At 41.6% G+C, this 14414-nt stretch carries 12 protein-coding genes and 1 pseudogene; 2 read left to right on the forward strand and 11 right to left on the reverse strand.

From position 1 onward, the window contains the following. Positions 1-611: 611 nt before the first annotated feature. The 7 genes from FJU10_RS00710 to FJU10_RS00740 all read right to left on the reverse strand — a co-directional run bounded on the left by FJU10_RS00710 (position 612) and on the right by FJU10_RS00740 (position 8454). On the reverse strand, positions 612-2192 hold the full coding sequence (locus FJU10_RS00710; RefSeq protein WP_005225872.1) for a peptide chain release factor 3: 1581 nt from the start codon (positions 2190-2192) through the stop codon (positions 612-614). Positions 2193-2383: 191 nt separating this feature from the next. Further along, positions 2384-3199, reverse strand: a complete 816-nt coding sequence (locus tag FJU10_RS00715; RefSeq protein WP_096742818.1) for a MetQ/NlpA family ABC transporter substrate-binding protein — start codon at positions 3197-3199, stop codon at positions 2384-2386. Positions 3200-3204: 5 nt separating this feature from the next. Next, positions 3205-3873, reverse strand: coding sequence for a methionine ABC transporter permease (locus FJU10_RS00720; RefSeq protein WP_081118122.1), 669 nt, complete (start codon positions 3871-3873; stop codon positions 3205-3207). Continuing rightward, positions 3860-4585 (reverse strand): methionine ABC transporter ATP-binding protein, encoded by a 726-nt coding sequence (locus FJU10_RS00725; RefSeq protein ID WP_140964878.1) that lies wholly within the window; start codon positions 4583-4585, stop codon positions 3860-3862. The genes FJU10_RS00720 and FJU10_RS00725 overlap by 14 nt, the downstream gene beginning before the upstream one ends. Before the next feature lie 10 nt (positions 4586-4595). Then, positions 4596-5612 carry a lipoate--protein ligase gene (locus tag FJU10_RS00730; RefSeq protein ID WP_140964880.1) on the reverse strand — a complete coding sequence of 339 codons (1017 nt, stop codon included), beginning with the start codon at positions 5610-5612 and terminating at the stop codon, positions 4596-4598. A gap of 237 nt (positions 5613-5849) precedes the next feature. Continuing rightward, on the reverse strand, positions 5850-7226 hold the full coding sequence (locus FJU10_RS00735; RefSeq protein WP_096742822.1) for a hemolysin family protein: 1377 nt from the start codon (positions 7224-7226) through the stop codon (positions 5850-5852). Between the two features lie 112 nt (positions 7227-7338). Continuing rightward, positions 7339-8454 (reverse strand): AI-2E family transporter, encoded by a 1116-nt coding sequence (locus tag FJU10_RS00740; RefSeq protein WP_077454400.1) that lies wholly within the window; start codon positions 8452-8454, stop codon positions 7339-7341. Between the two features lie 143 nt (positions 8455-8597). Here FJU10_RS00740 and FJU10_RS00745 point away from each other — a divergent pair, with 143 nt between their 5' ends. Next, positions 8598-9041 (forward strand): GNAT family N-acetyltransferase, encoded by a 444-nt coding sequence (locus FJU10_RS00745; RefSeq protein WP_077454401.1) that lies wholly within the window; start codon positions 8598-8600, stop codon positions 9039-9041. A gap of 58 nt (positions 9042-9099) precedes the next feature. Here the strand turns inward: FJU10_RS00745 and FJU10_RS00750 are convergent, their stop codons facing one another. The 4 genes from FJU10_RS00750 to recX form a co-directional block, all read right to left on the reverse strand. Beyond that, entirely contained in the window at positions 9100-10062 is a 963-nt protein-coding gene (locus FJU10_RS00750; RefSeq protein ID WP_140964881.1) for an N-acetylmuramoyl-L-alanine amidase family protein, read from the reverse strand. A gap of 161 nt (positions 10063-10223) precedes the next feature. After that, positions 10224-10757 (reverse strand): DUF402 domain-containing protein, encoded by a 534-nt coding sequence (locus FJU10_RS00755; RefSeq protein WP_005225863.1) that lies wholly within the window; start codon positions 10755-10757, stop codon positions 10224-10226. Positions 10758-10850: 93 nt separating this feature from the next. Next, the gene (gene mutY / locus FJU10_RS00760; protein ID WP_140964883.1) at positions 10851-12002 is read right to left on the reverse strand and encodes an A/G-specific adenine glycosylase; all 1152 of its coding nucleotides are present in this window, start codon (positions 12000-12002) and stop codon (positions 10851-10853) included. Beyond that, the gene (recX, locus tag FJU10_RS00765; RefSeq protein ID WP_175632083.1) at positions 11995-12789 is read right to left on the reverse strand and encodes a recombination regulator RecX; all 795 of its coding nucleotides are present in this window, start codon (positions 12787-12789) and stop codon (positions 11995-11997) included. Before recX ends, mutY begins: the two co-directional genes overlap by 8 nt. 114 nt (positions 12790-12903) lie before the next feature. Here recX and rlmD point away from each other — a divergent pair. Continuing rightward, positions 12904-14281, forward strand: a pseudogene (gene rlmD, locus FJU10_RS00770) (23S rRNA (uracil(1939)-C(5))-methyltransferase RlmD). Positions 14282-14414 lie beyond the last annotated feature (133 nt).

Raw genomic sequence — 14414 nt, forward strand, 5'->3', positions numbered from 1 at the left:
TTAGCAAAATCGAGACATAGATAACTAGCAGACTAGCAATGAGACTATATCCATTTTGGAGTCACGAAGCCATGGTTCACCAACTGAAAACTTAAGCCATCAGTTAGGAGTACTCCAAATGAAGTTTCAAGGTTTATAACCAAATCCTGCTCAGATATCTTCACTTATCTTCACTAGTAGCATCTGACAAAAAGAAGATGTCCCTCAATCAATGAATTAAATGCCCTCAAACACTGGCAATCTCTTCTCTGCTTTTCCTCTACTTTCAAACAAGAAGAAAATTTCCTGAATCATTAAATGTTGCCTAGGCTATTTTTCTATTCATTTCAAATGCAATTCCTTGCTGTCATCTTTAATACTACGCTCTTTTCCCGACTCAATTTTATCTTCTTTTAAAAGAATGTTTATGAATTAAGATAATTTTTTGCGAATCCTTCAATCAGTGAATCATTAACAACTTATCCCACATTTCATTCTGCATCAAAAAGCACCCTGGCAGCACAAAAAAGCCCCTTCTTATCCATTTTGATAAGAAAGGACCTTTACCCTAAAAAAGATTCACGCTACCCACAAAGTTGCGCATACCTAAACAGTCTAGCGGGAAACGGCTTTTACATCAAGCTTTTCAATTCGACATCTGGGTACTTGTCAGCGAACCAACGCATTGCAAATTGATTTTCAAATAAGAACAATGGTTGATCGAAACGATCTTTCGCTAAAATATTACGGCTTGAGCTCATGCGCTCATCTAAGTCTTTCGGATCGATCCAGCGAGCGATCTTGTGGCCCATTGGGGTCATAATGACTTCTGCATTGTACTCATTCATCATGCGGTATTGGAAGACTTCAAATTGCAGCTGCCCGACAGCACCAATGATATACTCATCACTAAGATACGTCTTGTACAACTGGATGGCTCCTTCTTGGACCAACTGATAGATTCCTTTGTGGAATGATTTTTGCTTCATCACATTTTTTGCAGTGACTTTCATAAAGAGTTCCGGAGTAAACGATGGTAGCTCTTCGTAAGCAACTTTGAGTTTTCCCTCATAAATCGTATCACCGATTTGATAATTTCCCGTATCATAAACCCCGATGATATCTCCAGCGACTGCTTCTTCAATATTTTCTCGGGTATCTGCCATAAATTGTGTCACATTGCTGAGTTTCATTTTTTTACCGGTACGCTCTAGTGTCACGTCCATGCCTCGTTCAAAGGTTCCTGAACAAATACGGACAAAGGCGATCCGATCACGATGGGCAGGATTCATATTTGCTTGGATCTTGAACACAAACCCGGACATTTCTGGTTCATAAGGACTGACTTCATCACCGGCCAAAGTTTTGTGACCATAAGGTGCTGGTGCAAAGGACAAGAATGTTTCCAAAAAGGTCTGTACACCGAAATTCGTAAGGGCAGAACCAAAGAACACGGGTGTTTGATCGCCACGAGCGATTTTTTCTGTGTCAAAGGCATCGCCAGCTTCTTGCAGCAATTCCACTTCTTCTAAAACTTGTTGGAACAGCCCATCTTCGGCAAATGGATGGTCTGCAGGAAATTGTCCATTTTCATCTAGGGCAACTAAACGTTCCCCACCGTGATTGTCTGGACGGTAAAATTCGACCCGTTGGTTATGGATATCATACAGCCCTTCTAAGCCTTTCCCCATGCCGATCGGCCAATTCATTGGAAATGATTCGATCTCTAAAAGATCTTCTAGCTCTTCTAGTAATTCTAATGGTTCACGGCCATCACGGTCGAGTTTATTGATGAAGGTAAAAATTGGAATGCCGCGTTTTTTAACCACTTGGAAAAGTTTTTTCGTTTGCGCTTCGATCCCTTTTGCGCTATCGATCACCATAACCGCACTGTCCACCGCCATCAAGGTACGGTAGGTATCTTCAGAAAAGTCCTCATGCCCAGGAGTATCTAAAATATTGACCCGTTTGCCTTGGTAATCAAACTGCATAACGGAACTGGTAACGGAGATCCCCCGTTGTTTTTCAATTTCCATCCAGTCGGACTTTGCGAAATTGCCAGTCTTTTTTCCTTTGACCGTACCGGCTTGGCGAATCGCACCACCGAATAGTAATAATTGTTCTGTAATGGTTGTTTTCCCCGCATCCGGGTGGGAAATAATCGCAAAGGTACGGCGACTATCAACTTGTTGTTTTAATTTTGGATTATCCATTGATTCTATTGCTCCATTTCTTGTATTTACAATGCGAACAGTGACCATTTTAGACTGTCGCTAGTTTTCTGACCAAATCAGTATATCATGGATAAGGGTGATAAAAAAGCAAAAAAAGACAAGAAATCCCTTTGACTGGTCTCTTTTACAGAGTTAGGCAAAGGGCGTTCTTTCCATTTGATAGAAACAAATTAAAATGCTGGCAATAACGTATCACTATGCTCGTTTTCTAAAAACTCACGAACTTTATCGCTAGTCATGGCACGGCGCAATACAGCGATTTTTTCAGAATCTTGATTGTCTTCTCGAGCAACCAATGAGATAGCAAAGCGATCATCGATGGTCTTTTCTAAGAAAAGGGCATCTGCTGGTTTCAAACCGATTTTCGCAATATAGGTTGGGTAATTGTATACCAAAGATACATTTGGCTCATCATAGGCTTCCGCAAGATTCAGTAGATCGACAGATAACCATTCAAAGTTTTTCGGATTTTCTGTAACGTCTTTAAGTGTTCCATTGACACCAACGCCATCTTTGAGAGTGATCAACCCTTCTTCTGCTAAAATCGCTAACGCTCGACCTTCATTGGACACATCATTCGGCAATGCGACTTTCGTTCCCTCTGGAATATCATTGATATCCGTATACTCTTTGGAATAAAAGCCAACTTTTGCGTTGTAGATTTTATCTAATGCCACTAGGTTCGCATCTTTTTCTTCATTATACATTTGCATATATGGTTCATGTTGCGCAAAGTTGGCATCGACCTCGTCATTATTCAGCAACTCGTTGTACTGGATATTGTCATTGACTTGAACCAATTGGATCTCCCAACCATCTTCGACCGCTTCAGCAGCAACTTTTACGACATCGGTCATTGGTGTCGTTTGTGAAGCGACTTTGATGATTTTCTCTTCGCTCGCCTCATCAGAGCTGGAACCGCAAGCCCCCAATACACCTAATGCCAATACACTCAATCCTAAAACAAATCCTTTTTTCACTTTCATTCCTCCTATTTTCGTTTATCAAGTTTTCTTGCTGCTTGATTGCCAATCCCTTGCAGGATAAAGACCAAAAGAATCATGATGATAATTGCAAAATACATGACGCCATATTCATAGCGTTGATAGCCATAGCGGATCGCAAAATCGCCGATCCCGCCGCCGCCAACGATCCCCATCACCGTCGAATAAGAAACCATGCTGACTGCTGTCGTCGTCAAGGATAAAATCAAGCCACTTCTGGCTTCTACTAGTAAAAATGACCAAACATACTGCCATTGACTGACGCCCAAGGATTTTGCCAAATAAGAAACTTCTTCTGGGACATCCAGCAGTACTTGCTCCGTCAAGCGAGCAAAAATACTCATAGCAACGATGCTCAAAGGAAAACTGGCGGGGATCGGTCCAAATGAGCTACCTAAAAGCATCCGCGTCAACGGGATCAAGGCTACGACAAATAATAGAAATGGAAACGAGCGAATGATCGTCACGATTAAATTCAGACACTCATAAAGAAATGAGATTTTTTTCCCACGACTGCGACTGAGAAAAAGCCACACGCCTAACGGCAGGCCTAAGGCAACGGCTGCAAGCATCGAAATGCCCATCATGATCGCTGTTTCTTTCAAAGATTCCAGCAATTCAGGCAGATAATACAAAATACTCTCACTGATCGTCATGCAGCAAACTCCTCTCCACTTTGTTCACATAAGAGCTTTCAATGCGGACAATTGGCTGTGGCTGATTGGCAAATTCCGCCGCAAAGACGGCATCTTCCAATACAAACACACGTTGACAAATTTGTCGGACGGCCGATAGCTCATGACTGACAAAAACGACTGCTGGCTGGAACGTCTGTTGAACTTTTTGCAGCAAAGCAAGTACATCCGCTTTGGTGTCTTCATCCAGCGCACTGGTGGGTTCGTCACACAATAAAATTTTCGGCTCACGGATCAATGCTCGTGCAATAGCCACTCGTTGTTTCTCCCCACCGCTCAACTTGGCTGGGTAGATGTGGGCTTTGTCTTCCATCCCAACAAACGAAAGCATCTCCAACACCTTCTCCGATGATTTCCCCATTAATTTCAAAGGCAAATAGACGTTTTCAAAAACGGTTCGATTGTGTAACAGATTGTAATTTTGAAAAATCATGCCGATTTCTTGTTGCGCATGTAGCAGCTGCTTTTTTGTTCGATGCATCGATTTTTTGCCATCAAAAAGTAATTCCCCGCTGTCTGGGGTTTCAATCAAGTTTAAAAGCCGAAGCAACGTCGATTTTCCTGAGCCGCTTTTGCCTACGACCCCAACGATTTCCCCTGCCTGAACCGAAAAAGACAAACCATCGAGAACCTTTCGATCGTAACGCTTTGTGAGATTGATCGCTTCTAACATCTTTTTCCTCCTAATCAAACAGCAATGCTAAAAATTCAGAAGTGGTCAGCTGATGAATAAATTGCTCGATGGCGATTCCCTCTAGCAAGCGGCTGATGGTACTTTGTTCAAAATCAACCCCTTGCAACATTGCTTCCAGTTCACTGATCTCTTTTTGCCCAAAAAAGTCACCCGTGATTTGGAGTGCTGCGATCTTGCCTTTGTTCACAGTAAAATCGACTTCAACGATCCCTACTTGTTCAAACCGCTTTCTTTTTTGCCATTCAAATGCTGGGGCTTCATTGAAAATCCACTCATTATTCGCATACCGCTCTTCAAACAACGTTTGGATCGCTTGTCGATCGGTTTCCGTCAAGACGATCTCTTGATCACTGATTTCATCGATGGTGGCTACTTCGTAGATATGGCAAAGGAGTGTATCTCGAAATTCCTTGGTATCCATTGATTGGTATTGCTCTGCCAAATAAGGTTTGATATTCGTCACACTTTTCCGCACGGATTTCGTTGCTTTAGAAGCAATTTTTTCTTGGGCAACGTGTAGAACGTTCGTCAATTCTTCCAGGTTCACATCATACATCAATGTGCCATGAGAATACGTCCGGCCTTTTTTTGTATACATCGCATTGCCAGAAAACTTTTTCCCATCAATGAACAAATCATTGCGACCGTGTACTTCAATATCCTTGGCTCCCATTGCTGCTAACCCCTTCATGATAGGTTGCGTCGCACTTTGATAATCGCCAAAACTTGTGGCATCTTTTTTAGTGACAAAACTAAAACTCATGTTGCCTAGATCGTCATAAACCGCTCCACCACCAGATGTCCTGCGAGTCAAAACGATATTACGGCTTCGCAAATACTCAAAATCGATCTCTTGATACGCATTTTGATTTCTACCGATTATAACACATGGTTTTTGTATGTATAACAGAAGACAAGGTTCTGAAACATCTATGTTATCCATCAAGTACTCTTCAGTTGCCAAATTGTAACGGATATCTTCACTAAGCATACGATAAAATTTCATTATAAGCCCCTCGTTCTCATTAGATTTCTATGGACATTCTCGCTTTTCTTTCGAAAAAATGCAATCAAATTGCTTGAAGATAAGATACACATGTTTTTTTATCTGTTTTTAAACTGTATTATTGATTAGATTTATCGTAACCGTTTCTTACAAACAAATCAAGGGGAATAAGTAAAAAAGGAACAAAAAAGACCAAAGCAAATGCCTTGGTCTTCCTCACTTCATTTATACGGAGCTTTAACGGCGCGGCTCGTCTTCATCAAAATCTTTGCGGAAATAGCGGCGTTCTTCCTCCGGTTCCACTTCGCCGTCTTCAGGGTCGTGGAAGATCACCCGAATCTTCAAGACCCGTGAGCCTTCCATTTCTTCAGAGATCAGCTTTACGTTGTCCACTTCAAAGGAAAGTTTTTCTCCTTCATCAGGGATCAATCCTAAAGCAGTGATCAAATATCCCGCCATCGTATCCACATCACTCATATGCAAGCTCATGTTGAAGGCTTCATTAAAATCATCGATCAACATGCGGCCTTGAATGACATATTCTTTATCAGAGATTTTCTCATAAAGCTCTTCGACTTCATCTGATTCATCATCGATCTCGCCGACGATTTCTTCTAGCAAGTCTTCTAGTGTAACCAACCCAACGACGCCGCCATATTCATCAAGCAAAATCGCCATTTGGTTTTGGGTTTTCTTTAATTCATAAAGCAAATCATCGATAAAGACCGTTTCTGGCACAAACAATGGTTCTTGTAGAATTTGTTTGATGTCCATCGTATCAAAGCCGTATTTGTACGCACACTTCAAAAGATTTTTGGTATGTAGAATCCCTACGACTTTATCTTTATCTTCATTATATACAGGAATACGAGAATAATTTTCTGCTAAAATTTCAGTCAAAATTTCTTCTACTGAGTCATTGATGTCCACCATAAAGGCTGAGGTTCTAGGAACCATGACTTCCCGGGCGACTTTCGTGTCTAATGAAAAGATCCCTTGCAGCATCTCTAATTCATCTTCTTCAAAGACCCCTTCTGTTTCCAACATATACCGCATTTCATCACGGGTCATCTTCGTGTCTTCATCGTCAAATTCCATTGGAGTGATGCGCGCCAATAAACTTGTCGAAGCAGATAAGAACCAGACGAAAGGTTTGGCAATAATCCCGATCGTTCGAATGACACCAGAAGTGAACTGGGCAACTTCTTCTGATTTGTTCATGGCGATCCGTTTTGGATACAACTCACCGAAAACGATCGACACATACGTCAAGATCGCTAAAACGATAATATTCGCTAAGCTTTTAGCCGCCGTCCCTCCACCTAATAAAGGTGCCAAACGGGTCGACAAGGTATCTGCCAGAGATGCCCCAGATAAAATATTCACCAAGGTAATCCCAACTTGGATCGTTGACAAGAAATTTGTTGGATTATCAATGATTTTCAATAATTTTTGTGATTTGACATTTCCTTCTTCCGCTTTTTGCTCCACACGGTTTTTGTTGACTGAGACGACTGCGATCTCAGAGGCCGCTAGAAAAGCGTTGATCAATGTCAAAACGATCAATAATAAAATTTGCGCTAGAAGCGACTGACTCTCGGGGTCAGCATTCATAATAGCATTCTCTCCTTATTTTTTCATTTTCTAAAAAAAATCGTGGGCTTAGCCCACGATAAAATCCTATCACAAAGTTTTTTTCTTTGCAATAAAAAACACCAGTCATTGATTATTCAATCAACCGTTCCTGATTTTTCTTAATTTTGTCATCTTTGATTAGGCGAACAATAAAGACGACGATCGTTCGGCAAATCGCATAAAATGGCACACCTAAGAAAATTCCTAATAAGCCAGCTAGATTACCAGCAACTAATAAGACCAAAATGATCGTTAACGGATGGATCGCCAATGATTTTCCGATCACATTCGGGTAAATAACATTTCCGTCTAATTGTTGGACGATCAGAACCACGATACAGCATAGTAGCGCTCGGAAAGGTTCATCAAAGACCGTCACTAATACCGCCGGAATCAAGCCAAGATAAGGACCTAAATATGGGATCAAGTTCGTAACCCCTGCGATCACACCGAATAAAAAGGCATAATTGACGCCAATCATCCAGTAACCGATGAAGGTGAAGGTACCAACAAAGATACATTCGATCGCTTGCCCACTGATGTAGTTGGACAATGTTTTGTTTAGGTCGCCCAGCAAGCCAACGATCTGCTCTCGTCTTCTTTCTGGAAAGACAGTTTTCAGATTAGGAACCAGCTTTTCCCCATCCTTCAGCATGTAAAACAAGATAAAAGGTACGGTCACTATGATCATTGTTGCGGAAGCGATCGTACTGACGATCGATCCTAAACTGGTGGATAATCCACTAAGAAACTGCTGTAGCAATGAGCCGTATGAAAGATTTAGGTTTTCTAATTGCTGGGCGATATCGATTTGTTTGAAGAATGGATCATCTGCGATTCTTGAGATCCAGCTCTCCATATTCTTGGCAAATGTTGGAATATTTTCTGCCAATGAAGAAATCTGACTCACCAAATTAGGAATAACACTGACGAAAATCAAGATGATGGCTGCTACTAATAACAACAGAACGAGTATGACAGCGAACAGCCGTTTTATTTTGGTGGTCTTCATCAAAAATAAGACGATTGGATTTAGCAGATAATAGAGAAAGCCAGCAATCAATACTGGTGCAAATAAAGTAGAAAAAAACGTGCCGATCGGTGCAAATAGAAAATTGACTTTACTTAACACAAATACAAGTGTCACTAAAACCAATGCTTCCAAAGACCAAAAGAACAGTTTTGATTGTTTAAATTTGTCGAACAAAAGATTCCCTCCCTTTTTTATAACATTATAGATGATTTTGAAAAAAAAAAGCTTGCGACTTTAGCCGCAAACAAAAGAAATTTGTAAAAAAAGTGGTATACTATTAAAAATAACGGAGAAATATTAGCTGAGGTGAGTTTTTTATGCATATCGCACAAACAAAAGATACGCTAAGTGACATTTATTTGGCGTCATTGAAAATACGAAATCAAGTGTTCGTGAAAGAGCAAGGTGTTCCATTAGCATTGGAAGTAGATGAAAATGAAGCGTTGGCAGTCCACTTCGTCTTATATGACGATGATAATGAAGCAGTCGCAACCTTGCGTTTCTTACCTATCTCTGATCATGAAGTGAAGTTGCAGCGAATGGCAGTCCCCGCTGCTCATCGTGGTTCAGGTTACGGCAGACAACTGATCGAAGGTGCGGAAGCCTTCATTCAAAAACAAGGAATCAAAAAGGTCACTTTAGGCGCTCAATTAACCGCCAAAGAGTTTTACTTGAAGTTAGGCTATCAGCCTGAAGGCGATGTCTTTTTAGACGCGGACATGCCCCATATCAAAATGAGCAAAACCTTTAACGAGAAGTGATTACTTAAAACAGCGACCATAAAACAGATCCTTCCTCTGTTTTGTGGTCGCTGTTTTTTTATTCCTCTGCTTCCACGATCTCTTTAATCGCTGCCAGCAACGCTTGCGCCACCTTTTGATCATAGCCGTCACTCGTGATCACTGACAGATCGGTGTCACTGTTCAAATAGCCTAACTCCAATAAAACTGCTGGAATATATTGTTCTCGCAACACATAATAGTTACCAAAACGGGTACCGTTGGAACTCAATGCCACCGAGGAACTCAAATTGGCAGTGATCGTTTCTGCCATCTCTTTTGCCCCAGTATAGTAATAGTATGTTGTCAGTCCTTGATTGCTGTTTGGTATTTCTGAATTATCGTAATGAATGCTGATAAATAGATCTGGTTCTTCTGAAAGCGAAGCAGCGGTAATATCTGACAGCGAGAGATAACGATCTTCGGTGCGTGTATAACTGACTTGAATACCTGCTTTGGTCAGTGCTTCGCCGATTGTTTGGACTGTTGCTAACGTCAAATCTTTTTCCATGATCGTTTGATCCGTCGAAAGTGCCCCAGAATCTTCGCCGCCGTGACCTGCATCAAGGACGACTTTGAAGTTCGATAAATCTTTTGATACTGCCGAAAGCGTGACTTCTTGAATCGATGCTGATTGCTTTTCAATGTAACCTGTTACCCCATCATCTGTTTGAATTTCAACCATCTCTTCTGTTTGACTGATGAAGGTTGCCCAACTTCCCCGATGGATTTTCCCAATGACGGTCTCTTGACTTGTTGTCTGATAGATCGATACATAATCGTTCTCACTTTCAACCGCTGCATCGTATTCTGAGGGATCTACATAAATTTGGACCATACTGACAGTCTGAGCGGTCTCTTCTGTTTGAGCGTTAGGCTCAGTTTGAGAAGTACTTTCTTGACTCTCATCACGAGCGGATTGGTCATTTCTCAACACAGCAAACCCCGCTGCAAAAAGCAGAATCATGGTGGTCCCGATAACAAGCTTCCCTTTTTTCTTCATGTGCTTCCCCCACTTATTTTCTTAGTCTCTTTATCATGGGACTATCAGCTTAAACGGAACTTAAAACCTGCTGATGGAAGCATTCCTTTAGAGACACAAAAAAACTCCAACCAATTTGGTTGAAGTTTCTTGGGAAAAATGAGCGATCCGACCCATTTTACTTATTTTTGAGACAACTGCTTGTAGCGATCATACCAAATGTCCACATACCCTTGCGAAAAGGGTCCTTTGCCATTATTGATCCAATCTACTAAAATTTTGACATTTTCTTTCAAGATAAAATCAATGTCTTGCGGATATTGCATAATCTTACTGTGCAATTCATACTCATCCACATCTAGTAAACGTTTCTCGCCATCAGGAAATACTTTGATATCAAGGTCATAATCGATATATTTCAATGCCTCTTCATCAAGTAAATACGGTGAAGCAAGATTACAATAATAGGAAACCCCCTTCTCTCGAATCATTGCAATAACATTAAACCAGTATTTTTTATGAAAATATACAATTGCTGGTTCACGGGTAACCCAGCGTCTTCCATCTGATTCGGTCACTAGTGTATGATCGTTGACCCCTATCACTGAGAATTCACTGGTCTTTAAGACCATCGTATCCCGCCACGTTCGATGCAAATTGCCGTCATGTTTGTAGCTTTGAATGCTGACAAACTCTCCTTCTTTTGGAACTCGCATAGCAACCCTTCCCTCAGCAAGAAAACTTGCGTTTTGTTTGGGTGTTCATTACACCGACATCGTTAATATTATAGCAATAAAAGAAAGCTTTGCCTAGAAATCTTTATCGAGTTTCTGATATTTCTTTAATTGCTCGACTAATTTCTGCTGAGGTTTTGGAAAAGCATAGTTTTGAAAGGACTCTTTTGCAGCCCATTGACTGTCTTGTAACGTGAGCTCTCCCCGTTTTCTGCCATAAAATAAAAGGACATGCCATTTCAAATGACTAAAAATATGCGTGATCTCGCCAAAATGTCGTTTTTGCCAAACCACAGGCAGATCAGGAAAAATCTCGAGTGCATCCTCTTCGGCAATCAAATCCAACTGCAACTGCTCCTCTTTTGCCCATGTCCGCTGCAAAGCCTCATATTGTTCTTTCGTTACTTCTACCAACGGGAAATGCCACATAGAGGCCAATAAGCCTGTTTCAGGTCGCTGCACAAGTAGAAACGAGCCTTGATCTTCGATGGCGCCTGCGATGTAGTAAACATCCTTGGGCTTGGCTTTTTTCGATTTCACTGGAAAGTCTGTTTGTCGATTCTCTGCATAAGCAAGACAGTACTGGCTGATTGGACACTCTTCACATTTCGGTGTGGTGGGTGTACAGATTCGTGAGCCAAGATCCATCAAGGCTTGATTAAACTCACCGGGTTCATCGGGGGAAATGATCGTTCTCATCGCCTCGTCGAATGGTCTTCGGCTGCTAGCTTTCGCAATATCTGCTTCGATACAAAATAACCGACTGACGACCCGCATCACATTTCCATCGATCGCCGGTTCTGGTAAGCCAAAAGCAATACTGCCGATAGCACCAGCTGTATAGGGACCAATTCCTTTTAGTGAACGAATCTCCTCAATTGAATTGGGCATTTTCCCGTCGAAATCTGCCACGATTTGCTGGGCAGCCGCCTTCAGATTGCGGGCACGAGAGTAATAACCTAGACCTTCCCAAACCTTTAACAGCTTTTGTTCTTCGGCTGCCGCCAAGTCTTGGATCGTTGGGAATTGTTCCATAAAACGGTAAAAATAGCCAATCACTGTTTCCACTCGTGTTTGTTGAAGCATGATCTCTGAGATCCAGATTGCATACGGATCGTTGGTCGCCCGCCAAGGCAGATTGCGTTTTTCTTTATGATACCAAGTTAAAAATGTTTCTTGGAACGTCTCGATTTTTTCTTCATCCCAAGTTTCCCATTGCTTACTCATCCATTACTTCCTCATCTAAGAATCGTTGTATATCATCGATGGCAAACCCTTTTTGATAAAGACCTTGCTTGATTTTCATTTTTCGTTTCATCAAGGGCAAACGTTGATGCCGCCGCATAAGTCGGGCACCTTCTCTTTGGAGCGCTTCATTTTCTTGGTCTTCATCTTTTTCCATCGGTAATTCATCCAAAATCATTTGAATGACTCCTTGATGAAAACCTTTTTGCATCAAATGCATTTTTATCTTTTGGATCATTTCTTTATGGCTTTTATTGTGAAAACGACGCATCGCTTTTTCAGCCGTATGATAACCGACTTCAAATTGCATTTCCTCGGTATACAAAGGCAGTACTTCTTGAATCACGGGATCTTTCAAGCCTTTTTTTCTCAATTGCTGACTGATGACCACGGGTCCTTTATCACTCATACGGACTTGGGTGCGAATGTAGCTCTCTCCGTAGTTTTTGTCATCGATCAAATTCAGCTCTTTCAGACGTTCAACGACTAAGTCTCGGTCTTGTTTTTCGATTTCTTTGTCTTTCAAATAGGTACGGACTTCCATTTCAGAACGCAGCTGATAGCTGATATAGTTCATGGCTTGCTGCAATCCTAAATCAAACCCCGCACTTTTTTTGATTTCTTTTAATTCTTCTTCACTCAGTTCCTTGCCTTTTAATAGCCGAAAACGGACCAAAAGATCTTCTGAGACCCGCAGCGTTTCACCTTTTGATGTCGCCACCTCATAAAAGGGTCCTTTTCCTTTATTGATACGAATAATTGTATTCATCTTCTTCACCTCGCGAACGTACATTCTATTTTACCACAACTACAATGAAATTCCTTCTAATCAAGCTGAAAAAATATGGTAAAATGAACTGACTATTTTATTTAAGGAGTTCACATGGCAAATACACAAGTCCAGCTTGGACAAAAACTACAACTAACGATCAAACGCTTAGGGATCAACGGAGAAGGCATCGGTTATTACAAAAAGCTAATTATCTTTGTTCCCCGTGTTCTGCCGGGAGAACAGGTCATTGCCGAAGTCACCAAAGCCTCTCCCCGCTTTGCTGAAGCCAAGATGACCAAAATCGTCAAGCCAAGCAGCGATCGCATCCAACCACCGTGCAAGTTTTATGACCGATGCGGCGGCTGCCAATTGCAGCATTTAGTCTACGATAAACAATTAGATTTCAAAAAAGACCTCTTGAAACAAGCACTTGAAAAATTTAAGCCAAATGGCTACCAACAGTTTGAACTAAGGGATACTTTAGGCATGGATGTTCCTTGGCATTACCGCAACAAAGCGCAATTTCAATTGCGTTCCAACAGTCAAACCAAACGTATCGAAGCAGGTTTATACGAAATGGAGTCCCATCGCTTAGTCGCCATTGATGATTGCCTCGTACAAGAACAAGATACGCAAAAAGTGATCAACGGCATCGTCCAGTTGTTGAATAAATACCAGATCCCCATTTACGATGAACGCAAAAACAGCGGCATTCTACGAACATTGATGGTTCGGATCGGGATCGCGACTGGCGAAGTCCAAGTCGTTTTCATTACCAATTCTGTCAAACTGCCGCAAAAAAATGCGCTGATTCGCGAAATCAATCAGCGCTTGCCGCAAGTCGTTTCCATCATGCAAAATGTGCAAAACAAAAAAAACATCAGTCGTCATGGGAGAGGAAACGATTCATCTTTGGGGCAAAGAAGCAATCGAAGAACGGTTGAATGAACTGACCTTCGACTTGTCCGCCCGCGCATTCTTCCAGCTGAATCCGCAGCAAACCAGCGTCTTGTATCAAGAAGGGTTAAAAGCCCTTGACTTGAGCAAAAATGAAACAGTCGTTGATGCCTACTGCGGCGTGGGAACGATTGGGTTGAGCGTGGCTCCTTATGCCAAAGAAGTCCGCGGTATGGACATTATTCCTCAAGCAATTGAAAATGCCCAAGAAAATGCGCGCCGCATTGGTGCCCAAAATACCCATTATGAAACGGGTACTGCGGAGGAGCTCTTACCAAAATGGTTCAATGAAGGCTTCAAACCTGATAGCATCATTGTTGATCCGCCAAGGACAGGCTTGGATGAACGATTATTGAAAGCTTTGCTGAAACAGCCACCGAAGAAGATGGTCTATATATCTTGTAATGTTTCTACTTTAGCAAGAGACTTAGTCCAACTAGCCAAAGTGTTTCACGTAGAATATCTGCAATCAGTAGATATGTTTCCACAAACCGCCCGCTGTGAAGTGGTAGTAAAATTGACCCGCAAATAGACATTCGCCTGACATATCATCTTATGATCTGTCAGGCTGTTTTATTGCACCTATCGTTTCTCTGTATAATGAGTATCTATGTATCAATAGAAGCATCATCAAATCCTCAATCATAAAAGCTAAACAATCATTG

The sequence above is a fragment of the Enterococcus sp. OL5 genome, assembly GCF_006491895.1.
GTDB lineage: Bacteria > Bacillota > Bacilli > Lactobacillales > Enterococcaceae > Enterococcus_D > Enterococcus_D innesii.

Excerpts from the sequence above, each read along its gene's own strand:
- FJU10_RS00710 (WP_005225872.1), bottom strand. The coding sequence starts at position 2,192 with ATGGATAATCCAAAATTAAAACAACAAGTTGATAGTCGCCGTACCTTT.
- FJU10_RS00715 (WP_096742818.1), bottom strand. The coding sequence starts at position 3,199 with ATGAAAGTGAAAAAAGGATTTGTTTTAGGATTGAGTGTATTGGCATTA.
- FJU10_RS00720 (WP_081118122.1), bottom strand. The coding sequence starts at position 3,873 with ATGACGATCAGTGAGAGTATTTTGTATTATCTGCCTGAATTGCTGGAA.
- FJU10_RS00725 (WP_140964878.1), bottom strand. The coding sequence starts at position 4,585 with ATGTTAGAAGCGATCAATCTCACAAAGCGTTACGATCGAAAGGTTCTC.
- FJU10_RS00730 (WP_140964880.1), bottom strand. The coding sequence starts at position 5,612 with ATGAAATTTTATCGTATGCTTAGTGAAGATATCCGTTACAATTTGGCA.
- FJU10_RS00735 (WP_096742822.1), bottom strand. The coding sequence starts at position 7,226 with ATGAATGCTGACCCCGAGAGTCAGTCGCTTCTAGCGCAAATTTTATTA.
- FJU10_RS00745 (WP_077454401.1), top strand. The coding sequence starts at position 8,598 with ATGCATATCGCACAAACAAAAGATACGCTAAGTGACATTTATTTGGCG.
- FJU10_RS00750 (WP_140964881.1), bottom strand. The coding sequence starts at position 10,062 with ATGAAGAAAAAAGGGAAGCTTGTTATCGGGACCACCATGATTCTGCTT.
- FJU10_RS00755 (WP_005225863.1), bottom strand. The coding sequence starts at position 10,757 with ATGCGAGTTCCAAAAGAAGGAGAGTTTGTCAGCATTCAAAGCTACAAA.
- mutY (WP_140964883.1), bottom strand. The coding sequence starts at position 12,002 with ATGAGTAAGCAATGGGAAACTTGGGATGAAGAAAAAATCGAGACGTTC.
- recX (WP_175632083.1), bottom strand. The coding sequence starts at position 12,789 with ATGAATACAATTATTCGTATCAATAAAGGAAAAGGACCCTTTTATGAG.